The sequence below is a fragment of the Pantoea jilinensis genome, assembly GCF_019104105.1.
In the GTDB taxonomy this organism is placed as follows: domain Bacteria; phylum Pseudomonadota; class Gammaproteobacteria; order Enterobacterales; family Enterobacteriaceae; genus Pantoea; species Pantoea eucalypti.
Genome location: NZ_CP077748.1, coordinates 352,666 through 372,278, shown reverse-complemented (window position 1 = coordinate 372,278; position 19,613 = coordinate 352,666). Strand labels below are relative to the sequence as shown.

At 51.3% G+C, this 19,613-nt stretch carries 21 protein-coding genes; 16 read left to right on the top strand and 5 right to left on the bottom strand.

What is annotated here, in order from left to right; all coding sequences use genetic code 11:
- Positions 1–74 precede the first annotated feature (74 nt).
- The 9 genes from KTJ90_RS21215 to KTJ90_RS21175 all read left to right on the top strand — a co-directional run bounded on the left by KTJ90_RS21215 (position 75) and on the right by KTJ90_RS21175 (position 9,427).
- Complete coding sequence (locus KTJ90_RS21215; RefSeq protein ID WP_499026842.1) at positions 75–1,484, top strand: phenylacetate--CoA ligase family protein; 1,410 nt, start codon at positions 75–77, stop codon at positions 1,482–1,484.
- Entirely contained in the window at positions 1,481–2,452 is a 972-nt protein-coding gene (locus KTJ90_RS21210; RefSeq protein ID WP_003851622.1) for a branched-chain amino acid transaminase, read from the top strand. Before KTJ90_RS21215 ends, KTJ90_RS21210 begins: the two co-directional genes overlap by 4 nt.
- Before the next feature lie 21 nt (positions 2,453–2,473).
- Complete coding sequence (locus tag KTJ90_RS21205; protein ID WP_105099669.1) at positions 2,474–3,061, top strand: type 2 periplasmic-binding domain-containing protein; 588 nt, start codon at positions 2,474–2,476, stop codon at positions 3,059–3,061.
- A gap of 3 nt (positions 3,062–3,064) precedes the next feature.
- Positions 3,065–3,610 (top strand): carboxymuconolactone decarboxylase family protein, encoded by a 546-nt coding sequence (locus KTJ90_RS21200; protein ID WP_003851618.1) that lies wholly within the window; start codon positions 3,065–3,067, stop codon positions 3,608–3,610.
- A gap of 15 nt (positions 3,611–3,625) precedes the next feature.
- On the top strand, positions 3,626–4,597 hold the full coding sequence (locus KTJ90_RS21195) for an ornithine cyclodeaminase family protein (RefSeq protein ID WP_003851617.1): 972 nt from the start codon (positions 3,626–3,628) through the stop codon (positions 4,595–4,597).
- 31 nt (positions 4,598–4,628) lie between these two features.
- Complete coding sequence (locus KTJ90_RS21190; protein ID WP_003851614.1) at positions 4,629–5,255, top strand: LysE family translocator; 627 nt, start codon at positions 4,629–4,631, stop codon at positions 5,253–5,255.
- A 643-nt stretch (positions 5,256–5,898) separates the two neighbouring features.
- Positions 5,899–7,239, top strand: a complete 1,341-nt coding sequence (locus KTJ90_RS21185; protein WP_140033829.1) for an MFS transporter — start codon at positions 5,899–5,901, stop codon at positions 7,237–7,239.
- A 371-nt stretch (positions 7,240–7,610) separates the two neighbouring features.
- The gene (locus KTJ90_RS21180; protein WP_110411837.1) at positions 7,611–8,780 is read left to right on the top strand and encodes an alpha/beta hydrolase family protein; all 1,170 of its coding nucleotides are present in this window, start codon (positions 7,611–7,613) and stop codon (positions 8,778–8,780) included.
- Positions 8,781–8,938: 158 nt separating this feature from the next.
- Complete coding sequence (locus KTJ90_RS21175) at positions 8,939–9,427, top strand: GNAT family N-acetyltransferase (protein WP_143756055.1); 489 nt, start codon at positions 8,939–8,941, stop codon at positions 9,425–9,427.
- 60 nt (positions 9,428–9,487) lie between these two features.
- Here KTJ90_RS21175 and KTJ90_RS21170 read toward each other — a convergent pair whose 3' ends face one another.
- The 3 genes from KTJ90_RS21170 to KTJ90_RS21160 form a co-directional block, all read right to left on the bottom strand.
- Positions 9,488–9,835 (bottom strand): cupin domain-containing protein, encoded by a 348-nt coding sequence (locus KTJ90_RS21170; RefSeq protein WP_039661365.1) that lies wholly within the window; start codon positions 9,833–9,835, stop codon positions 9,488–9,490.
- Between the two features lie 89 nt (positions 9,836–9,924).
- Positions 9,925–10,875: a hydroxyacid dehydrogenase gene (locus tag KTJ90_RS21165; RefSeq protein ID WP_008924763.1), complete on the bottom strand. Its 951-nt coding sequence runs from the start codon at positions 10,873–10,875 to the stop codon at positions 9,925–9,927.
- Positions 10,875–11,567, bottom strand: a complete 693-nt coding sequence (locus tag KTJ90_RS21160) for an RraA family protein (RefSeq protein ID WP_499026836.1) — start codon at positions 11,565–11,567, stop codon at positions 10,875–10,877. Before KTJ90_RS21160 ends, KTJ90_RS21165 begins: the two co-directional genes overlap by 1 nt.
- 173 nt (positions 11,568–11,740) lie before the next feature.
- Between KTJ90_RS21160 and KTJ90_RS21155 the strand changes: the two genes are divergently transcribed.
- The 3 genes from KTJ90_RS21155 to KTJ90_RS21145 all read left to right on the top strand — a co-directional run bounded on the left by KTJ90_RS21155 (position 11,741) and on the right by KTJ90_RS21145 (position 14,772).
- A complete protein-coding gene (locus KTJ90_RS21155) occupies positions 11,741–12,451 on the top strand; it encodes an IclR family transcriptional regulator (RefSeq protein ID WP_499026834.1) in 711 nt (236 codons plus the stop codon).
- Positions 12,452–12,732: 281 nt separating this feature from the next.
- Positions 12,733–13,713 (top strand): DUF1852 domain-containing protein, encoded by a 981-nt coding sequence (locus tag KTJ90_RS21150; RefSeq protein WP_337028535.1) that lies wholly within the window; start codon positions 12,733–12,735, stop codon positions 13,711–13,713.
- Between the two features lie 27 nt (positions 13,714–13,740).
- Positions 13,741–14,772 carry a methionine synthase gene (locus KTJ90_RS21145; protein ID WP_003851594.1) on the top strand — a complete coding sequence of 344 codons (1,032 nt, stop codon included), beginning with the start codon at positions 13,741–13,743 and terminating at the stop codon, positions 14,770–14,772.
- A gap of 495 nt (positions 14,773–15,267) precedes the next feature.
- On the opposite strand, the gene KTJ90_RS21140 is transcribed toward KTJ90_RS21145, so the two are convergent.
- On the bottom strand, positions 15,268–15,846 hold the full coding sequence (locus KTJ90_RS21140; protein ID WP_140033833.1) for an XRE family transcriptional regulator: 579 nt from the start codon (positions 15,844–15,846) through the stop codon (positions 15,268–15,270).
- 63 nt (positions 15,847–15,909) lie between these two features.
- Between KTJ90_RS21140 and KTJ90_RS21135 the strand changes: the two genes are divergently transcribed.
- The 3 genes from KTJ90_RS21135 to KTJ90_RS21125 all read left to right on the top strand — a co-directional run bounded on the left by KTJ90_RS21135 (position 15,910) and on the right by KTJ90_RS21125 (position 17,707).
- Complete coding sequence (locus KTJ90_RS21135; RefSeq protein ID WP_110411832.1) at positions 15,910–16,419, top strand: GNAT family N-acetyltransferase; 510 nt, start codon at positions 15,910–15,912, stop codon at positions 16,417–16,419.
- 137 nt (positions 16,420–16,556) lie between these two features.
- Entirely contained in the window at positions 16,557–17,189 is a 633-nt protein-coding gene (locus tag KTJ90_RS21130) for a LysE family translocator (protein ID WP_140915968.1), read from the top strand.
- An 89-nt stretch (positions 17,190–17,278) separates the two neighbouring features.
- Positions 17,279–17,707: a GFA family protein gene (locus KTJ90_RS21125; RefSeq protein WP_442843844.1), complete on the top strand. Its 429-nt coding sequence runs from the start codon at positions 17,279–17,281 to the stop codon at positions 17,705–17,707.
- Between the two features lie 15 nt (positions 17,708–17,722).
- Here the strand turns inward: KTJ90_RS21125 and KTJ90_RS21120 are convergent, their stop codons facing one another.
- Positions 17,723–18,271 carry a P-loop NTPase family protein gene (locus tag KTJ90_RS21120; RefSeq protein ID WP_085980545.1) on the bottom strand — a complete coding sequence of 183 codons (549 nt, stop codon included), beginning with the start codon at positions 18,269–18,271 and terminating at the stop codon, positions 17,723–17,725.
- Between the two features lie 214 nt (positions 18,272–18,485).
- On the opposite strand from KTJ90_RS21120, the gene KTJ90_RS21115 reads away from it, so the two are divergent.
- Positions 18,486–19,604 (top strand): alkene reductase, encoded by a 1,119-nt coding sequence (locus KTJ90_RS21115; RefSeq protein WP_442843845.1) that lies wholly within the window; start codon positions 18,486–18,488, stop codon positions 19,602–19,604.
- The last annotated feature ends 9 nt before the right edge of the window (positions 19,605–19,613 follow it).

The window sequence follows — 19,613 nt, the reverse complement described above, 5'->3', positions numbered from 1 at the left end:
GCCGATCGCATAGCGATCTCACCCTGCATGCCTGCCTGTTTTTATTTTAATTTATCCTGACTAAGGAAGAGAAGATGTACGCTATTTTTAAAGAACGAGTCATCGCGCAGGCGAAGGAGGTTTATTATCTGCATAGCGCCTTCCATGCGGGTAATATCAGCCTGAATGAGCTTGGTCTTCATCAGAATAATAAACTGCGAGAAGTGGTGAAATATGTTGCAGAGCATTCACCCTTTTATCGCGAGCATTTTAAAGGTTTAACGTCTTTCGATATTGAATCATTAACTACCGCTGGTCTCACGTCTCTTCCGTTCACGACTAAAGATGATCTGAGAATGCAAGGCGCAGCGCTGGCATCTGCCCCCCTTCATCAGAGCTGGATTTATTACGAAACGACAGGCACAACGGGGAAGCCGACGCCGTGCCCGCGTAATGAAACCGATTCGGTGCATAATAATACGCCTCTGATTATTCATTACCGTAATATCTTTGAGCAAATTGCGCCCCATCATGTAGTGGGCGTCATGGGGCCAACAGAACTTCATTCGACCGGGGATACCTTCGAGGATGTATTCCGCAGTCTGGGTTACAGCGTCGTCAAAATGTGGCCGCGTTCGCCCGTCGTGGGAATGAAGCGGGTAATGGCATTAATTAATGAACTGCAGATAACCGCACTGGTCTGTACGCCCGCCGTGGCGATTGCTGTAGCGCGTTTCATTAAAGATTCGGGCGGGGACCCATCGGCAACCAGCGTGAAGCTGATTCTTACCGTGGGTGAATTGACCACGCCACCTCTGTTAAGAAACATAGGTGAGATCTGGGGGGCAAAAGTCTATAGCTGTATGTATGCCTCACAGGAGTCTTCTATTCTTGCCGTGTGCGCACAGGATAGTCACCTCTACACCGTCCCGCTGAACAACTACTACGAGATTATCAACCCTTTCAGTGGCGCAGCCTTTGACATCACCACGGGACAGGGGGTAGGTGAGTTAGTCATCACGCATCTCTATAAGGGCCAGAAACCGCTAATCCGTTACCGTACCGGTGACATGGTACGGTCAACCTTGATGCCGGATGGCAGCCAGAAAATTGTGCCGATTGGTCGTGTTCGCGATGTCCTGACGCTCAACGGGCAGGCTTACTGTGCCTGGGACCTTGAAGCCGCGCTTCTTGAAAAACTGGAAGGCTGTCTGGATTACGCTATCCAGATTGACAACCGCGAAGGGAGAGATGTGCTCAACATCACGGTGGAGATGTTTAACCGGCAAGCCGATGTTTCTTCGTTACTCAGCAACGTCAAACGACATATTGAACAGAACATTGCCGGTGTCAGCATTCACCTGATTGATGGCGAAACCAGTCGCGTAACCGGCACCTCTGCAATGGTGAGCTGGAAAGCGGCACGTATTCATGACCTGCGTCCGGCGGCAGATAACAGCGATCGTGACGCGGCACTTGCGCTGATTAATCGGGGATTTGAATGATGACAATCAGTGACGCTGATAAACGTGATGAAACCCGGTCGCCTCACCATCTATGGAGCTACCTCAACGGCGAGTTTATTACCGCCGATAGCGCGCTGTTACCGGTTACCACCCAGGCCTTCAATTATGGCACCGCTGTGTTCGAAGGTATTCGTGGTTACGCGCATCATGCTGATAACACCGTTAATGTGTTCCGTCTGGACGATCATATTAACCGGCTGATTCAGTCAGCCTTATTACTGCTGATTGATGATCTACCCGAACCTCAGGCGTTAAAGGCGTTAACGCTGGCGCTTCTGAAAAAAAATGATGTCGAAGACGACTGCTATATCCGACCGATAGCATATAAACGTCATCTTTTACCTGGCACCGGATTTGGCGTAAAGCTCTCCGGCGTCAGTAGCGGGCTTTCGGTTAATAGTCTGAATATGCGCGCCTATATAAAGCAGGGGGGGGTGAAGTGCACGGTTTCAGGCTGGCGTCGCATTGCCGATAATTCTATTCCCGCGCGGGCTAAAATTACCGGCAGCTACGTCAATTCGGCTCTGGCAATGGAGGCGGCTCATCGTGGCGGATATGATGACGCCATAATGCTTAACCACCACGGTTACGTTGCCGAAGCGACCACATCCAACGTGTTTATTGTGAAAAACAGGACGCTCATTACTCCGCCAGTTACCGCTCATATTCTGGAGGGTATTACCCGCAGCACCGTCATTGAACTGGCTACAACCTGCCTTGATCTGCGTGTCGAGCAACGGGATATATTGCCTTCAGAACTCCTGACGGCGGACGAATGTTTTTTAACAGGCACGGGCGTCGAAATATCGCCTGTCATTCAGATCGACCATCGCAAGCTGAATAGCATGGATGAGAAAAGTATTTCCCTGTCTGTTAAAGGTCTGTATGAAAAGTTAGTCCGCGGTCAGTTAACTGCCTTTAATCACTGGCTGACCCCTGTCTGTTAATTCATTAATTTAGGTGAAAAGATGCGCCATCATTTTATGGATATGGGCTTAACGCATGTTGTGAATTATCCCATTCATACTTTAGGCCCTTCAGGAACAAGCAGCGAATATGCCTCACAATTTTTCCATCGCTGGATGGGTGATCATTATTCTGACAGCTCTCATACGATTCATCTTGATGACTCCTATGAACTGGCAAGAAAAAATATTGATGAAGAGAACGGGTTATTAATTGTCGCCAATGCGTACCCTAAAATTAACGATTTTTATATGGACACCCGTCTAAAACTCTTAGCAACATTCCTTTATGACACGCCTCTTTATGGGCTGGTTGCTAACAGGGTTTTACCGGACAGGCCTTTGACGGTTGCCTCTCATCCGGCGCCTGTTCCATTGATTGCCGAATTACTCCCGGCCGGATTACGTATTACAAAGATTGTTGAGATGTCTTCTACCAGCGCGGCAGCACAGGCGGTGGCCTGCGGTGAAGTGGATATTGCGTTAACAACAGAAATTGCCGCCAGACTGCATAACCTTAATTTTATTTCGCGCACCCGCCCGATACATATGCTCTGGTCTGTTTTCGCATCAACGATTCGTAAAGGATAAAAAATGACAATGTTTAAAATGCACACACTTGAAAGTGCACCCGCTGCCAGCCGCCCTTTGCTGCAAAGCTCCATTGACGGTTTCGGCTGGATTCCCTGGCAAAGTGCGTTCATGGCAGAGTCGCCCGCACTGCTCGCTTCTTACCAGTTCGCCCATGACGCCTTCTCTCAGTGCTCGCTGACAGAAGAGGAGCGGGCCGTTGTCTGGATCACCACAGGGCTGCTCAATCAGTGCGCCTATACGGTTCAGGCGCATAGCTGGATTGCGCAGCATAAAGGTGTATCGGCCGACATCCTGAGCAGGCTGACTGAGCAACCTGAAGCCCTGCCGGCGAAGCTGGCTGCGTTATACCACTTTACCCGCGACGTTGCTCTGGCTCAGGGTCAGATATCGCACAACGCGGTTAAGGCGCTTCTGGCTGCAGGGTACAGCCAGCAAAATGCGCTGGATGTGGTGCTTGGGGTCGCCCAGAAAACCATGTCAACGCTGCTTAACAGCATGGCAGATACCCAAATCGAACCGCATTTTCAGACCTTTTCGTCGCGATAACCACGGACATTCACCATGCAATTTATCCATCGTGAGCAGGTTGAGCAGATTTTATCGTCTGCGACATGCCTGCAGTTGAGCCGGGAGGCGTTTACCCTGATGAGCAGGGGCAAAGTTAAACAGACTTTGCGGAGTGTTATCGCTTCTGAGCAGGGTTCCCTGATGGGCACCATGCCCGCTTACATTGAGGATGGCCCCTATGCGGGATTCGGGCTCAAAACAGTCAGAGTCGATTTCAATCATCACAATCAGTCTACGTCCCATGAGGGGTGTATCCTGCTTTACGATGCCACTGATGAGGGCGATATCGTGCTGGTTGATGCCGCGTCTGTGACAGAATTACGCACAGCCGCCGCATCTGCACTGGCTACGGACCTGCTTGCTCACCAGAACGCAAGCCATCTGGCAATCCTGGGAACAGGGGTTCAGGCGCGAAAACATGTTCAGATGATCATGGCCGTTCGTGCAATCACGTATATCTCAGTCTGGGGAAGAAGCCGGGCTGGCGCGGCGCAGTTTGCAGCGTGGTGTCAGCACTATTCCGGGCTGCCCGTTACGGTTGCGGAAACGCCTGCTCAGGCCATCGCTCAGGCGGATATCATTTGTACGGTGACAGCGGCAAAAGCACCGTTTCTTCGCGCCAGCGATCTGCCTGCGCGCTGTCATATCAATGCCGTGGGGGCGTCTGCCCCCGGCTTTCAGGAAGTGGCGCCAGATATCTACACGGCGGTCAATCTGTATTTGGATTCCAGAGAGGCCGTCTGGAACGCCTCCTCCTGCCTACTTAAGGCAAAACAGCAAGGATTATTACTTCAGGACGCTTCAGGCACGGAAATAGGCACCCTGCTGACCTCAGGCGATCGTCCTGACCTCCCTGTGTCACAGAGAACGCTGTTTAAGTCCGTGGGGCTTGCCGTGCAGGATCTGGTTTTTGCCCGGGCTATCGTCGCCGGAAGCCGGTCCGCTATGAACAATACGCTGAAATAACTTTTCGCCCTCTCTTTCGACAGGAATCACTATGTCAGGAACTGCTCAGATACTCTCTTACATGGCTGCATTGGGACTCGCGGCCGCCATTCCGGGGCCGGGGATGACCGCATTAGTCGCCCGTAGCGTCAGTGGCGGTCTGATGACCGGCTTTACGATGCTGGCTGGCCTCATTCTTGGGGATTTGATCTATTTATCGATTGCCGTCTTTGGTCTGGCGGTAATCGCGCACAACTACACCTCCATTTTTACGCTGATTAACTGGGCTGCTTCACTCTATTTATGCGTGCTGGCATGGCAGTTCTGGTGCCACCAGCCGCAGGCGATAAACATCAATCAGAAAGCGACAAAACGGGAACTGGCATCGGCGTGGTTTTCCGGGCTGACGATTACGCTGGGCAATCCGAAGACCATCGCTTTCTATATGGCGATATTACCTCTGGTGATCTCGCTGGATAATGTCTCGTTGCAGATGTGGGGGGGAATGCTGGTGCCACTAACCGTATTTGTCCTGCTCTGTATTGGCGCAGTTTTCATTCTGGCGGCGCTCAGAATACGCCACCTCCTCACCAGCGAAAAAGCGCAACGACGCCTTTTCCGATCGGCCGGTTTCATTATGATGCTGGCCGCGGCAGGCATGGTCATTAAGACGCTGTAAAATCCGGTGGCTCCGCCTGCCGGCAGGGGCGGACTGGCACGTCTGTCCGGGATTGGCGGCAGTTGCGAACCCGACGGTCAGCGGCAGGGGCGGTAAGACGTGCGGCTGACCTGTCGCCTTGATATCAGCTTGATCGCTTAACGCCACGCCGGTGGCCGTCAGGCTGCAGGGGGGCTAGGCTGCACAGCCTGAATGCTGCGGGAAACGGACAGCAGCTTGCGGCTGCGGGATAACACATAGTTAACGCTGCACGGTTTCTCTGGCCGCTGCCAGCGCAGCAGCTGGAGGGTGATAAGCCCCGCAGCAGTTCACCGACTCACCCTCATGGAAGTTAACCGTCCTCCGCAGGCCTGCGTTACTTAACCTCTGCTTCCCTTTCGCGACGATCAGCGTCCCTCCTGACGATTACCGTTAATCAGCGCCAGAGATTCCCCGCTGCCTGCTCATTTACGGCATGCCCGTCACATAAACTAAAACTGCGTCATACTTTTCTGTGACAAATAACACAACCTGATTACATCTTCCGGCGGAGAAGATTTTTTATCGTGATAATAGTTTTACTGAGTACATTGATGTTGTACTGGGTACAACAAGGCGCTTTGCGCTTAGCGCGTTAAGTGATGAAAAAATTGTGAGGATCATCATGTCTGAAAAACAGCACATCACGACTTTCTCTGCCGATATTGAGCAGCAGACCGTTAAGAAGGTGGTCTGGCGCATTTTGCCCTTCCTGATTATTTGTTATCTGATTGCCATTATCGATCGCGGCAACATTGGTATGGCTTCGTTACAGATGAACGAAGATTTAGGACTGTCGAAAGCGGTATTTGGTTTTGCGAGCAGTCTGTTTTTCGTCGGTTACTTCCTGTTCGAGGTTCCCAGCAACCTCGCCATGCAGAAAATAGGCGCAAAAATCTGGATCTCCCGCATCATGGTGTCGTGGGGCATCATCTCGGTTTGTACCGCCTTTGTAGAGAGCGCCAATACCCTCTATGTACTGCGCTTTTTACTGGGGGCCGCGGAGGCAGGATTTTTCCCGGGCGTGATTCTGTATCTGACATACTGGATCCCCGGTAAGTACCGTGCCCGCGTGATTGCGACTTTCATGGTGGCTATTCCTGCAGCGAATTTTGTTGGATCGCCAATTTCTGGTCTGATTCTGTCACTGGATGGCTGGCTGGGCATGCGTGGCTGGCACTGGCTATTCATCCTGGAAGGCATTCCTGCGGTGATTCTGGGGATTGCGGCCTTCTTCGTATTAAGCAATCGTCCCACCAGTGCCAGCTGGTTAAATGAGGAACAAAAAGCGTGGCTGAACAGCACCCTTGAAGCTGAAAATGCGAAGAAGAAAGCCATTGGTCACATCTCTCTCTGGCAATTGCTGCGTCACAAACATATCTGGGTAATGGCGCTGATCTATGCAGGTGCGTCAGCGGCGGGCTCAACGCTAAGCGTCTGGTCTCCGCAACTGCTTAAATCGTTTGGTCTGGATAACCTGACCACCGGTTTGGTCAACGCAATACCATATGGTCTGGCATCGGTTCTTATGATTGTCTGGGGCAGAAGTTCTGACCGCAGCGGCGAGCGTCGCTGGCACACCGCGTTAACGCTGTTTCTGATTGCGGGTGGTTTGCTGTCCGCCTTCATCACCAATAGTCTGACCGGAAGCGTTGTCATCCTGTCGCTGGTTCTGATCGGCGCGTATTCGATGAAAGGGCCTTTCTGGGCACTGGCATCGGGGTGGATGTCATCCACTACCGCTGCTGCGGGCCTTGCTGCAATCGGCGCGGTGGCCAATCTGATTGGGGGAGGACTGATGGTTAACGTTTACGGCATTATTAATCAGGCGACCGGCAGTCATACTCTTGCCATGGTGCCACTGGCTATCCTCTGCGGTGCTGGAGGTATCGCTGTGCTGGTCATGGGCCGTAAAAAAGAGTCGGCGATTAACGTTGAGAATAACGCTTCGCCAGTCGGCAAATAATCTCACCAGGCCAGCAGACATTAATCAAAATGTCTGCTGGTCACACCGCCCGGCTTTTTATCCCCGTAACTAACGCGCCGCTTGCTGCAGACACCTCAACCAGTGAGAACTGCCTGATAGCCTCAACGCTAAAGTGCATGATGAAACCAGCAACACAATACTGCTGCACATCCTTCTGGCGGGTTTTAAAAAGTCTGAGAGAAGTGCACATGAACCTGCGCTGAAACGACGACAAAACGATCTGACACTCATCCTCGTCCAGAAAGAGATCATTAACAATCTGACAAGATAATTCCTTTCCTCATCACTACTGACTTAAACAATCTCAGGCTAGTTTATCCAATTAAATTGGATATACGGAGCCGCTAAACGTGTTTACATCCTCTCTGAATCATTCAGCATGCGGGCTTATAGTTATATTGACGCTAGGGCTGGCAGTTTCCATACCCAATGCGAACGCGGTTAACGCTGAAGAAAACCAGCAGATTAACGGTCTTGTCAGAGAGCCACTCATGCTACCTGTGACTTTGCCAGAGGGTAAGCCAGCACTCCTGGAAGCTTTCGTGACGCGACCCGCCGGAGATAAACGCTGGCCTGTTGCCCTTATCACCCACGGCACGGCGGAGACGGCTGAGTTCGATCGGCTGGAAATGAACCCGAACTGGATGTCAGGAATGGCACTGGCATTCGCCCGGCACGGCTATGCGGCGGTGGTCGTTATGCGTGAAGGTTACGGGTATTCAAGCGGCGGTGCTGAATATACCGGCAGTACCTGTGTTGAGCCGCGGCATGATCTTGCCGGAAAACGGGATGCTGAAGACCTGCTGGGAGCGCTCAACGCTATCAGGCATGAGCCCTGGGCATCCCATCATTCAGCCATTCTCGCCGGGATGTCAGCAGGGGGTTTTGGCGTCCTGGCCACGGGGGCCCGCCAGCCAAAAGGGGTTCAGGCAATCATCAACTTTGACGGCGGGCGGGGGGCCGGAAAGGGTGGGTCGTTGTGTGACAGAGCCGGGTTACTTAAAAGCTTTGCTTCCATGGGCGCCACTTCGCGCATTCCTTCGCTTTGGCTCTATTCGCAAAACGACACATTATTCCCGCCTTTCACCGGCATCTCTTTTTTCCATTCTTATACTTCAGCAGGTGGTCTCGCCAGCTTTATCGTGATGCCACCTTATGATACTAACGGTCATACTTTTATAGAATCCGCACCTGAAGATTTCTGGTGGCATCCTGTCGCTGAATTTCTTCAGAAACAGCGGTTGGCATACAAGGCGATAGTGGCGACACGCATTGAAAGACTGCCTCTGCCGCAGACTCTCAATAGCGCCTCAGGAACCTTAGCATTCAGAAAATATGAATCTGCACAGCTTTATGAAAAAGCATTTGCTACCGATGTCAGAGGTGTTTGGGGGGTGTCTTACCGGGCGCGCACAACGAAAGATGCTGCTGCGAGGGCGCTTAGCAACTGTCAGATGTATGAGCATACCGCGAATGTGAAGTGCAGGATTTATGCTGTCAATAACACCCTCATGCCGTGATAAAATTAAATGGGTCAGTAACGTGATTCCTCGGGTGGAATGAACGTCTCTGCATATCGCGGATGTATTCTCATTGATCAGGTTTACAGGAAGGGTGTACGGCTTAATAAAGACACCTTCCCATGACCGGGATGTTTAATTGTTAAAAAGGAATAGGTGTGGAAGTAATTGCAGAACTGTGTCCTCCAGAGGAATGGGAATCAATGGTGAACATTTTTACTGAAATGGAAGAATACTATTACGGTAAAGGAATTATTCATGAGTCACTGTTGAAAAACTATCTTCATACTCAACTGTTCAGCACACTCTCTGGCACACAGGTCATCAGGGCGCGCTGTGGTACCCACATCGTTGGGCTGGCCTGCTGCACTATTCTTTATCCTTCTCCCCGGTATAGCGGTGAGTTTCACATCAAAGAACTTTTCGTCTCTCAACATGAGAGAGGCAAAGGGATTGGTAAATCACTCATGCAGTTTATGGCGCAACTTGCCCTTAAGCAGGCGTGTCTCAGCCTGAGCTGGAACGCAGAAAAATCCAACCATCGTGCAAACCGTTTTTATCAGTCACTCGGCGGAAAGATCAACGACAGTATCGTGAGTTATTCTCTGCAGGGTGACTCCCTGAGAACACTGGCTACTGAAGGTTAATCAGATCCTCACAACGCTGACCTGAAGAGAAGATAATCGGTAGCACGCTTTCATGAGTTGTCAGCCGTTTTCAGGGAGGTCAGCACGATCGCCACGGGTTGATGGATGCGAAATCACAAGAAATTCCACAGGAAACCCGCTGTCATTTCTGGCCTGATGCTTTGCTCCCGGCGGGATTTCGAGTCCTTGCTGAGCCTTGATGTCATGTTTCTCACCCTCTGACTCCATGGTAAGAACACCACTGAGTACAAAGAAAAATTGTCTTGAGACGGCGTGCCAGTGGCGTTTTTCAGACGTGCCTGGCGGCATCTTTTCATGAATCACCAGCATGTCCTGGCGATTTAACAGATACCAGCCGTCGCATTCTTCACCCCATACATAGTGCTCTGCGTTTTCCTTAGAAATCATCCTTATAGTCCTTTTAGCTGAATCTAATGAGTGCCTTCAGGATGAGATACAGCACTGAGTGAGTCATGTCTAATCTTTGACACTCAGAATTACGCTGCTGGACTTCCTTCCTTAAGCGTTACCGCCAGAACATCCAGAATGTTACGTGCTGCAACAGTGCCCATCTTCACGTAAGAGTTATCACTGACGCCGCCGATGTGTGGCGACAGAATTACGTTCTCAACATTCTGCCAGATATGTGGTGCCGTGAGGGGTTCTGAGTGGAAACTGTCCAGTGCGGCCCAGGCCACGGTGCCATTCTTCAGCGCCGCGCTCAGCGCGTCATCATCAATGAGTCCGCCGCGTGCGGTGTTCACCAGAATGGCGCCTTTTTTAAACAACGCCAGTTTCTCTGCGTTAATCATCTGGCGCGTCTGTTCGGTGAGCGGGCAGTGCAGCGAAATGACGTCAGACTGTTGCAGCAAATCGTCAAGTGAGGAGGACTCACACTCATCAGGGAAGGTTTTGGCAAAAGGATCATAGGCGAGAACCTTCATGCCAAAAGCCCGGCCAATGCGGGCAACGCGACCACCAATTGCGCCCAGCCCCACCAGTCCCAGTGTTCTGCCTTCCAGCTCAATGGACTTATGGGTGGATTTATCCCAGTATCCCTGACGCATACGCTGATCCAGCGTTATCACCGATTTGGCGCAGGCCAGAATCAGCGCCCAGGTATGCTCGGCCACGGCCGCTGCGTTGGCACCCGGCGCGGACTGGACACTGATATGGCGTTCTGCCGCTGCTTTTTGATCAATAACGTCAATACCGCTGCCATGTTTGGAAACCACCCGCAGGGCAGGTGCGGCGTCCATGATGCGGGCGTTGATTTTACCGTAGCGGACGATAATCCCCACCGGGTTGTGCTGCTGGCAGAGCTGGAATAGCGTGTCTTCGTCAGGTTGCTTGCCAGCATAAACGATGCGGAATTCAGTCAGCAGATTCAGCGCCTGCGGTGCCAGATCGTTGCCGGTCACCAGAATGACGGAAGATGATGTTGTCATCACAGTGTCTCCCCCTCGTGCAGCATGCCTGCGATTTGAAGCGATTTCTCTAACCAGGGTGCGCGCAGGTCGCCATCACGAATGGCTGCAATGCGGCCGGTCTCAAAATCCAGTTTTTTCTGTGCCAGTTCGAGCAGCACCGGAACGGCTTCACGCGGCAGAACCACCACGCCATCAATATCACCAATGACAAGATCGCCTGGCTGAATGGCTGCGCCCGCCACAGAAACAGGGAAGTTAACGCGTCCCGCAACAGATTTAGTCGGGCCGCAGGGATTCAAGCCTGCAGAGAAAACCGGGAATCCGTTTGCGCTCAGTGAATCGGCATCACGCACCGCACCATCAATAATGATTCCGGCGATACCAGACGCTTCAGCCTGAGTGGACATAATTTCCCCGATTAAGGCACAGCTGATATCGCCTTTGCCATCGACAACAATCACATCACCTGGCTGAGCAATTGCCAGTGCGGCATGAATGGCGAGGTTATCGCCTGGCCTGACTTCAACGGTAATCGCCGGTCCGGCGACTTTCATCGTGGCGGAGACAGGTTTAACGCGACCATGCAGCGTTCCACGTCGTCCGGCAACATCAGCGAGTATCGCTGCCTGATACTGCGCAGCCTGTTTTACGAGCTCTGGCGCGACACGGACAATATCGCGATTGATAAAGGTATTCTCTGCATTAGGCATAAATCATTCCTCGTTTGTTTTACCAGGTACAATCAGGTTGTACAATATAAAACAACTATATCTATGTTAATTCCGATCGCACCAGTGTTAAGCGTTCATTTGTGATGTAAATACGATGTGAATCACAAATTGCGCGGTAAACTGCCTGCCGTCGCACACAGGAGGACGTACCGATGGGGAATGAAGGCGTAATTGCCGTAGAAAAAGCGCTGGCGCTGCTGGATTGTTTCAAACCTGGCGAGGAGTCGCTGACGCTTACCGCCCTGGCGCAGGTGTCGGGCTACCATAAAACGACGGTTTATCGCCTGATGAACTCACTAGAGCGCATGAACTATGTGATTCGCCGCGACAATGGCGTTTACACTCTGGGGCCCAGACTGCTTTATCTGGGCAAGCTCTATGAGCAGTCCTTCCATCTGGCGAGTATTGTTCAGCCTGAACTGCATGCACTGGCGACCGCGACGGGCGAAAGTGCCTCATGGTATGTGATGGAAAATGAGCAACGACTCTGCCTTTTCAGAGCCGAGCCGTCGGAAGGATTACGCGAAACGCGTCTGCCGGGCACCTTTCTGCCGCTGGATAATTCTGCTATCGGACAGGTGCTTCGCTACTGGGGTCTGAATGAACCTCTGTTTGACACTGCGCCTATGCTTCCCCTGTTCACGTCAGGTATACGCGATCCGCATATCGCGGCGTTCTCAGTACCGGTGTTTGGCGAAGGTGACAAACTGATTGCGGCGCTGGCACTGACCGGGCCCGCATCACGCCTGACGCAGAGAACGTGTGACGGTGGATTGGGTAAACTGATGAAAGAGGTGGCCAGCAGGCTTTCGATTAAATCAGGCGCGCGCAAAGTGATGTGCGATAATTTTTATAAAATTTAGCGGTCAGCTTAACCCGCCTGCAGCGAGGCTTTTATGCACGGATTTAACCCACCGGCGTTAAAAGCCTCGCTTTTGTCATGAAAAAATCCCCACTTCCCCACCTCAACATGAATTTCCTTCATGTTCGTTGAAATTTAATCACTTTTTTTCAACCCGGCGTTGAGGCATAAAGTAAGAATTGTTAATAACTTTGAGTCATATGAATGCTTGTAAAGGGATAGCAACGCTGGATAAACCCTTAAAACAACCATTCATCTCAGCGACCAGGATACCCGATAGCGATGAACAATTTAGCCTTTACCCTCAAGCGCATTCGTTTCGACGAAAACTATAATCCTTCGAAAAATACGCGGGCGACGACTAACTTCGCTAATTTAGCGCGCGGCGAAAAACGTCAGGAAAATCTGCATAACGCCCTGGCGATGATCGACAATCGTTTCAACGCGCTGGCGCACTGGGACAATCCTAAAAGCGATCGCTATTCTGTTGAACTTGAGATTATTTCTGCTGAGCTGAATCTTCGCCCGGAAAGTTCGGACGAGCTGTTCCCGGCGATTGAAATTCTTAAAACGCACATCGTGGATCATCAAACCGGTCAGCGCATTGAAGGGATCGTCGGCAACAACTTCTCATCCTATGTGCGTGATTATGATTTCAGTGTCGTGCTTACAGAGCACAATAAAGGCAAGTCAGAGTTCAGTCTGCCGGATGATTTTGGTCAGCTGCACGGCAATATTTTTAAAAGCTTTGTCAACTCAGCGGCCTATAAAGAGAGCTTCAGTAAATCGCCGGTTATCTGCCTGAGCGTGTCGAGCAAAAACACCTACGTGCGCACCGGTAACCATCATCCGGTACTGGGCATCGAATATCAGCAGGATGCGCCTTCCCTGACTGACGTTTACTTCGGAAAAATGGGTTTGAAAGTGCGCTTCTTCATGCCGCAGGGCAGTGTTGCGCCGCTGGCCTTCTACTTCCATGGCGACCTGCTCAGCGATTACACCAATCTTGAGCTGATCAGCACCATCAGTACGATGGAAACGTTCCAGAAAATCTATCGCCCGGAAATTTATAACGCCAATTCTGCAGCCGGACAGTGCTATCAGCCCACGCTGCAGCATCAGGATTATTCATTAACCCGCATTGTTTACGATCGCGAAGAGCGCAGCCGACTGGCCGTCGAGCAGGGCAGGTTTACTGAGGCGCATTTCATCAAGCCTAATCAGACACTTCTTGCACAATGGTCTGCTGAATTCGTTCTTTGATTAATTAAAACCAGAAGGTCACCTGCTATGAAAACCTTATTACCGACATCCACCGCGGGCAGCCTGCCTAAACCTTCATGGATTGCGCAGCCAGAGGTGCTCTGGTCACCTTGGAAATTGCAGGATGATGAGTTAGTTGACGGCAAAAGAGATGCGCTGCGTCTGTGTCTGGACGATCAGGTTCGTGCCGGTATTGATATCGTCAGTGATGGCGAGCAAACCCGTCAGCACTTCGTGACGACGTTTATTGAGCACCTCAGCGGTGTGGATTTTGAAAAGCGCGAAGTGGTCCGCATCCGTAATCGTTACGACGCGAGCGTCCCGACCGTGGTGGGTGAAGTCTCACGTCAGAAGCCTGTGTTTGTTGAAGATGCGAAAATCCTGCGCAAACTGACCGATCGTCCTATTAAGTGGGCGTTGCCGGGGCCGATGACGATGATCGATACCCTGTATGACAATCACTACAAAAGTCGTGAAAAGCTGGCCTGGGAATTCGCAAAAATCCTGAATCAGGAAGCCAAAGAGTTAGAAGCAGCAGGCGTGGATATCATTCAGTTTGATGAGCCTGCGTTTAACGTCTTCTTCGATGAGGTGAATGACTGGGGTATTGCTGCGTTAGAGCGTGCCATCGAAGGTCTGAAATGCGAAACCGCCGTTCATATCTGTTATGGCTACGGCATTAAGGCGAATACCGACTGGAAGAAAACGCTGGGTACAGAGTGGCGTCAGTATGAAGAGGTATTCCCAAAACTTCAGCGTTCGGCTATCGATATCGTTTCACTGGAGTGTCAGAACTCGCGCGTTCCGATGGACCTGATCGAGCTGATTCGCGGTAAAAAAGTCATGGTCGGTGCTATCGACGTGGCAACCCATGAAATTGAGACACCTGAAGCAGTGGCAAACACGCTGCGCAAGGCGCTGCAGTTTGTGGATGCTGAAAATCTCTATCCTTCTACCAACTGCGGCATGATCCCGCTGCCGCGTCAGGTGGCCAATGGCAAACTGCATGCGTTGAGTGCCGGCGCAGAGATTGTCCGCAGAGAGATTCTGGGAAAATAAACTTTTCCTGAGCAGGCTCAGTCCGGCTGGCGATTCGCTAGTGAGAAACCAAAAGCCGGACTGAGTAGTATTCCCTGTGCTGGGAGTGGGTTTGCACAGGGATACGTGTCAGCATTAAAATTACGCTACTACCTATCTTCTGCACCTTCTCTTTTCCCGCCAGCCTCATCGTTAAAATATCTTCTGCCCTGATCCCTTACTCATATCGTCATGTTATATCTGTTGTTAAAGCTGATATTGTCAGTCAATCATCAGGTAAAAGGATCGAAGATGAATACAATATTTGAGTGGCGCCATAACCATTATCTGATCAGTACCGACAAGAAAAAAATCAGACCAAAAGGCTAACCGGGAGAACTATATCTGGACGATGACGCGGCCTGATATCTATGCCGGGAATAATCGTTAAATAACCACGGCTAAACAGCGATAATCCGTTCAGATACAGCGCGGTGTAAATCCATCATCAAGCATGGATGTCTGCCAATAAACGGATCAGACTGGCCGCAGGACGATCACAGCGTATCGACACGCCTTGCTGGTGCTATTTCTGAAGACACAATCAGCTGGATCGCCCAGTTCCAGACAGTCGCCAGACGCCATTTCATACGTGCTGGAGCCGGCTTCGAAGGTCAATGACCCTTCCAGTACCCATATCAGCTGACGTCTCGAAATATACGAGATAGCGGGCATCGGCACAGCGGTATTGGCCGGCAGTTCGACACTGACCAGATCGACCGGCATCTCACCCGGTGAAACGTGCCGACGCAAGTAGCCGGTTTCAGGATCCTGCCATATCGGCTGATTTTCGTGCCTGACCAGCGTTCCTGTCTGAACTTCGGTCTGGGCCAGAAGCTGCGAGATGCTCATGTCAAAAGAGCCCGAAAGCCGCGCTAACAGCACTGCCGTCGGGCTGCTCTCTCCACGCTCAATTTTGTGGATCATCGCCCGCGATACACCGGAGTGACCTGCCAGTTCAGTCAGTGACCAGCCGCGTTTTTCTCTTTCCTCTTTAACCTTTAATCCGATCCGGATATTCAGGCTATCTTCTTTGATGGACATTTCATCTAACATAATGGATAACTATCATTGTGTACAATTCATCTACTTTAGTGAATGAGTAAAGGGGTGTCTACCATGATTATTCGTGCGGCTATTGAAAGTGATGCTGATGTGATTGCTGAGATTTATAACGATGCGGTGCTTAACACCACGGCCATCTGGAATGAAAGCAGGGTAGATGTCGCGAACCGCATCGCATGGATACACAGTCGTCAGCAGGCGGGTTTTCCTGTGATAGTGGCAGCGGATAACGATGAAAGCGTGCTGGGATATGCCTCATTCGGTGACTGGCGGCCCTGGGATGGATATCGCCACACCGTTGAACACTCTGTTTACGTGCATAAAAACGTGCGGGGACAAGGCATAGGTGATGCCCTGATGCGGACGTTAATTCAGCTTGCCTGTAAGAGCAAAAAGCACGTGATGGTGGCGGGCATTGAATCGGAAAATGTAGCGTCAATCACGCTGCATAAAAAGCTGGGCTTCACGGAGGCGGGCACCATGAAAGAAGTCGGCAATAAATTCGGGCGCTGGCTGGATCTGACATTTATGCAGTTGCGTCTGGATGACCGCAAACATCCATGACTATCACTGCCTGAACGTTAACGCGCGCATGCGGTGGCGGACATCCTTTGGAGGCTGGTCGACATCGTGTGAATGAATTGTAAATTCACACACCAGCCGATATAACAGACGGATAACCACGCATCACCGAGGCAATGATGGCGCTTTCACACGAGTTAGTCCTGATCTTCACCACCTATCTTGTCGCCACGGCCAGTCCCGGGCCGAGCAATATGGCCATAATGGGCACGGCAATGAAAAAGGGCAGAGGTGCCGCACTGGCGCTGGCGGCGGGTGTCGTGAGTGGTTCAATGATCTGGGCGCTGCTTGCCGCCTGCGGTGTGCTGACCGTGCTGGCAACCTTCGCCCAGTTACTGATTGTGTTAAAAATCGGCGGTGGCTTGTATCTGCTCTGGCTGGCCTTTAAAGCGGGCAAATCAGCATTACGTCGCACGGAAGCCAGTGACTTTACCGCCAGCGATGATCGTGTAGCTTATGGCAGGCTTTTCCGGCAGGGGATCCTGATGCATATCGGTAATCCTAAAGCGATTCTCACCTGGGTAGCCATTATGTCATTTGCACTGAAGCCAGAGGGGATGGCGTCAACGCTACCTATTGTTATCTGCGGCTGTGCGGCCATTTGTATGCTTGTCTTCGGTGGATATGCTCTGCTGTTCTCAACTGCCGTCATGAGCGCCTTTTACCGTCGGATTCGTCGGGAACTCGATGCGCTGTTAGCCTGCTGCTTTGGTCTGGCAGGGTTAAAACTGATATTCAGCCGCAACTCGTGACCTTTAATGATGAGTGATAGAATTTTGCTTCTGGCTTAAAACCTGAAATGATCGGGTAATTTCAGAATCCCCACTTACAAGGCAAAAAAATGCAAGGCGCATGTCTCTGCGGAACCGTGACTTTTGAACTATCGATTACACCCAGGCACTTTTATCGGTGCCACTGTTCACTCTGCAGAGAGCAAAGCGGAACCGGCTACAATCTTGCAACGCTGGTGAATGAGACAGACTTTAGCTGGCTATCCGGTGAAAGCCAGCTCGCTTCCTGGCGTAAACCGACCGGTTATCGCAACGATTTTTGTTCCAGCTGTGGTTCGACCGTACCTAACGCGCTGCGTGACAGGCCCTATATCTGGATCCCGGTGGGTTTACTCAATGAACCTGCCGATATGCAGTGCATCGGAGACTACTGTACCGATGACGCGATGCCCTGGGACACAACCCGTTCAGAGACAAATCATGCCGGGCCTGTTGAGTCGCTGAATGCACTATTGGCGAGCTTAACGTTACTGGATTAATAACAGCAGCCATGGTCAGTTATTCGTAAACGTTAAGCCCCAGTATTTCAGACAGGCATTCACATCAGTTGAAGAATGCAGCAGAAGCTTAGGCAGTCTGACATGGTCATAAAGTTTCTTATGGCGCTTTCTGTTCTTTGGGGCAGTAAGGATAATATATTTCAGCATATCCAGGGTTACATGCTCTTTGCGTATTCCGAGACCGCCAACTCGCGGCGTGAATGAGTAGCATCTGCGAATATACCGAAACAGCGCCACTGGCACTTTTACATCCAGAAGAATGAATCCGGTGGCGCGCGCGAGACGTTCTTCAATACATTTTGTGTAATTCCCATCCATAACCCATTTTTCCTGACTCACCGCGGCAGCGTGCAAGCGGAGAAATTCAGCCGGTGCTCTTGGAATCCATTGGCTTCCCGGAAGATGGTGAAGTTGATCCAGATGAATGGCAGGTAATGCTGTTTTGTGGGAGATAGCGTCCGCTAAAGTCGATTTTCCGCTGTTCGACGGGCCCATAATACAAATGCGCGGTCCGAGCGCGTCTAAAGAAAGTAATGTGGTCACAATATTTTCCGGGATTATGCTGTCAGGAAAAAGATAAATGAGTACAGCTCTGATAGCCATCCGCATACCGCAATGATGAGATTCAACGGGTTAAAAGCGTGTAAAAACGCCACTGACGGTAAAGGTCCGGGAACAAAAAGCACAGATTACACATTTACAAATTTAAATGTGTAAATATAATGGCGCCTCTTCACACATCAGAGGACTTTTTGTTATGCCGTCACTTTTTACCCCCCTGAACCTGGGCGATCTCAAACTCCGTAACCGCATTGTCCTGCCGCCGCTGACGCGTTGCCGCAGTGAACAGCCGGGCAATATTCCCGGCGATATGATGGTGGAATACTACCGTCAGCGTGCCGGTGCGGGACTGATGGTCACTGAAGGCACCCAGATTGAGCCTCGCGGGCAGGGCTATGCATGGACGCCGGGGATCCATAGCGACGCGCAAATCGCGGGCTGGAAAAAGGTTACAGAGGCGGTACATCAGGAAGGTGCCACCATTTTCTGCCAGCTCTGGCATGTTGGCCGCGTGTCACACAATGAACTTCAGCCAGGTAAACAGCCACCGGTAGCGCCTTCAGCCATCGCAGCCGATAACGTCCGGGTATTTATTGAAACCGGGCCAGGCGCGGGGATACTGACCGCACCCAGCGAGCCACGGGCACTGACCACAGAGGAAGTTAAAGAGATCGTTGCGCTTTACCGACAGGCAGCGGAGAACGCCAAAGCAGCCGGTTTCGACGGCGTGGAACTGCATTCCGCTAACGGCTATCTGATTAACCAGTTTATTTCAGAGCATACTAATCTGCGTACGGATGAATATGGTGGCTCAGCGGAGAATCGTCTGCGCTTCCTGCGTGAAGTCGTTGAGGCCGTCAGCTCGGTCTTTGGCAGCCATCGCGTGGGCGTTCGGTTTGCCCCTCTGTTTTCGAGTACTGACGAAGAGCGCGTTTATCTCGGTCTGGTTGAAAGCGATCCCCATGCCACCTACATCCGTGCCGCTAAACTGTTGAATGAACTTGAAGTCGGTTATCTCTCCATTGCCGAAGCGGACTGGGATAATAGCCCGGACATGCCTGAAAGTTTCCGCGTTGCGCTGCGGGAAACATTCAGCTCTCCGATCATCTATTCCGGTCGTTACACGGCTGAAAAAGCGCAGCATGTACTGGAAAAAGGCTGGGGCGATCTGTTTGGTTTTGGTCGTTCATTTATCGCTAATCCTGATTTGCCTGCACGCATTAAATCAGGTCATCCGCTGAATGAGGTCGACCACGCCTCTCTGTATGGCGGCACGGAGAAGGGTTATACTGACTATCCTGTTTTTCAATCCTGATACTCTGTG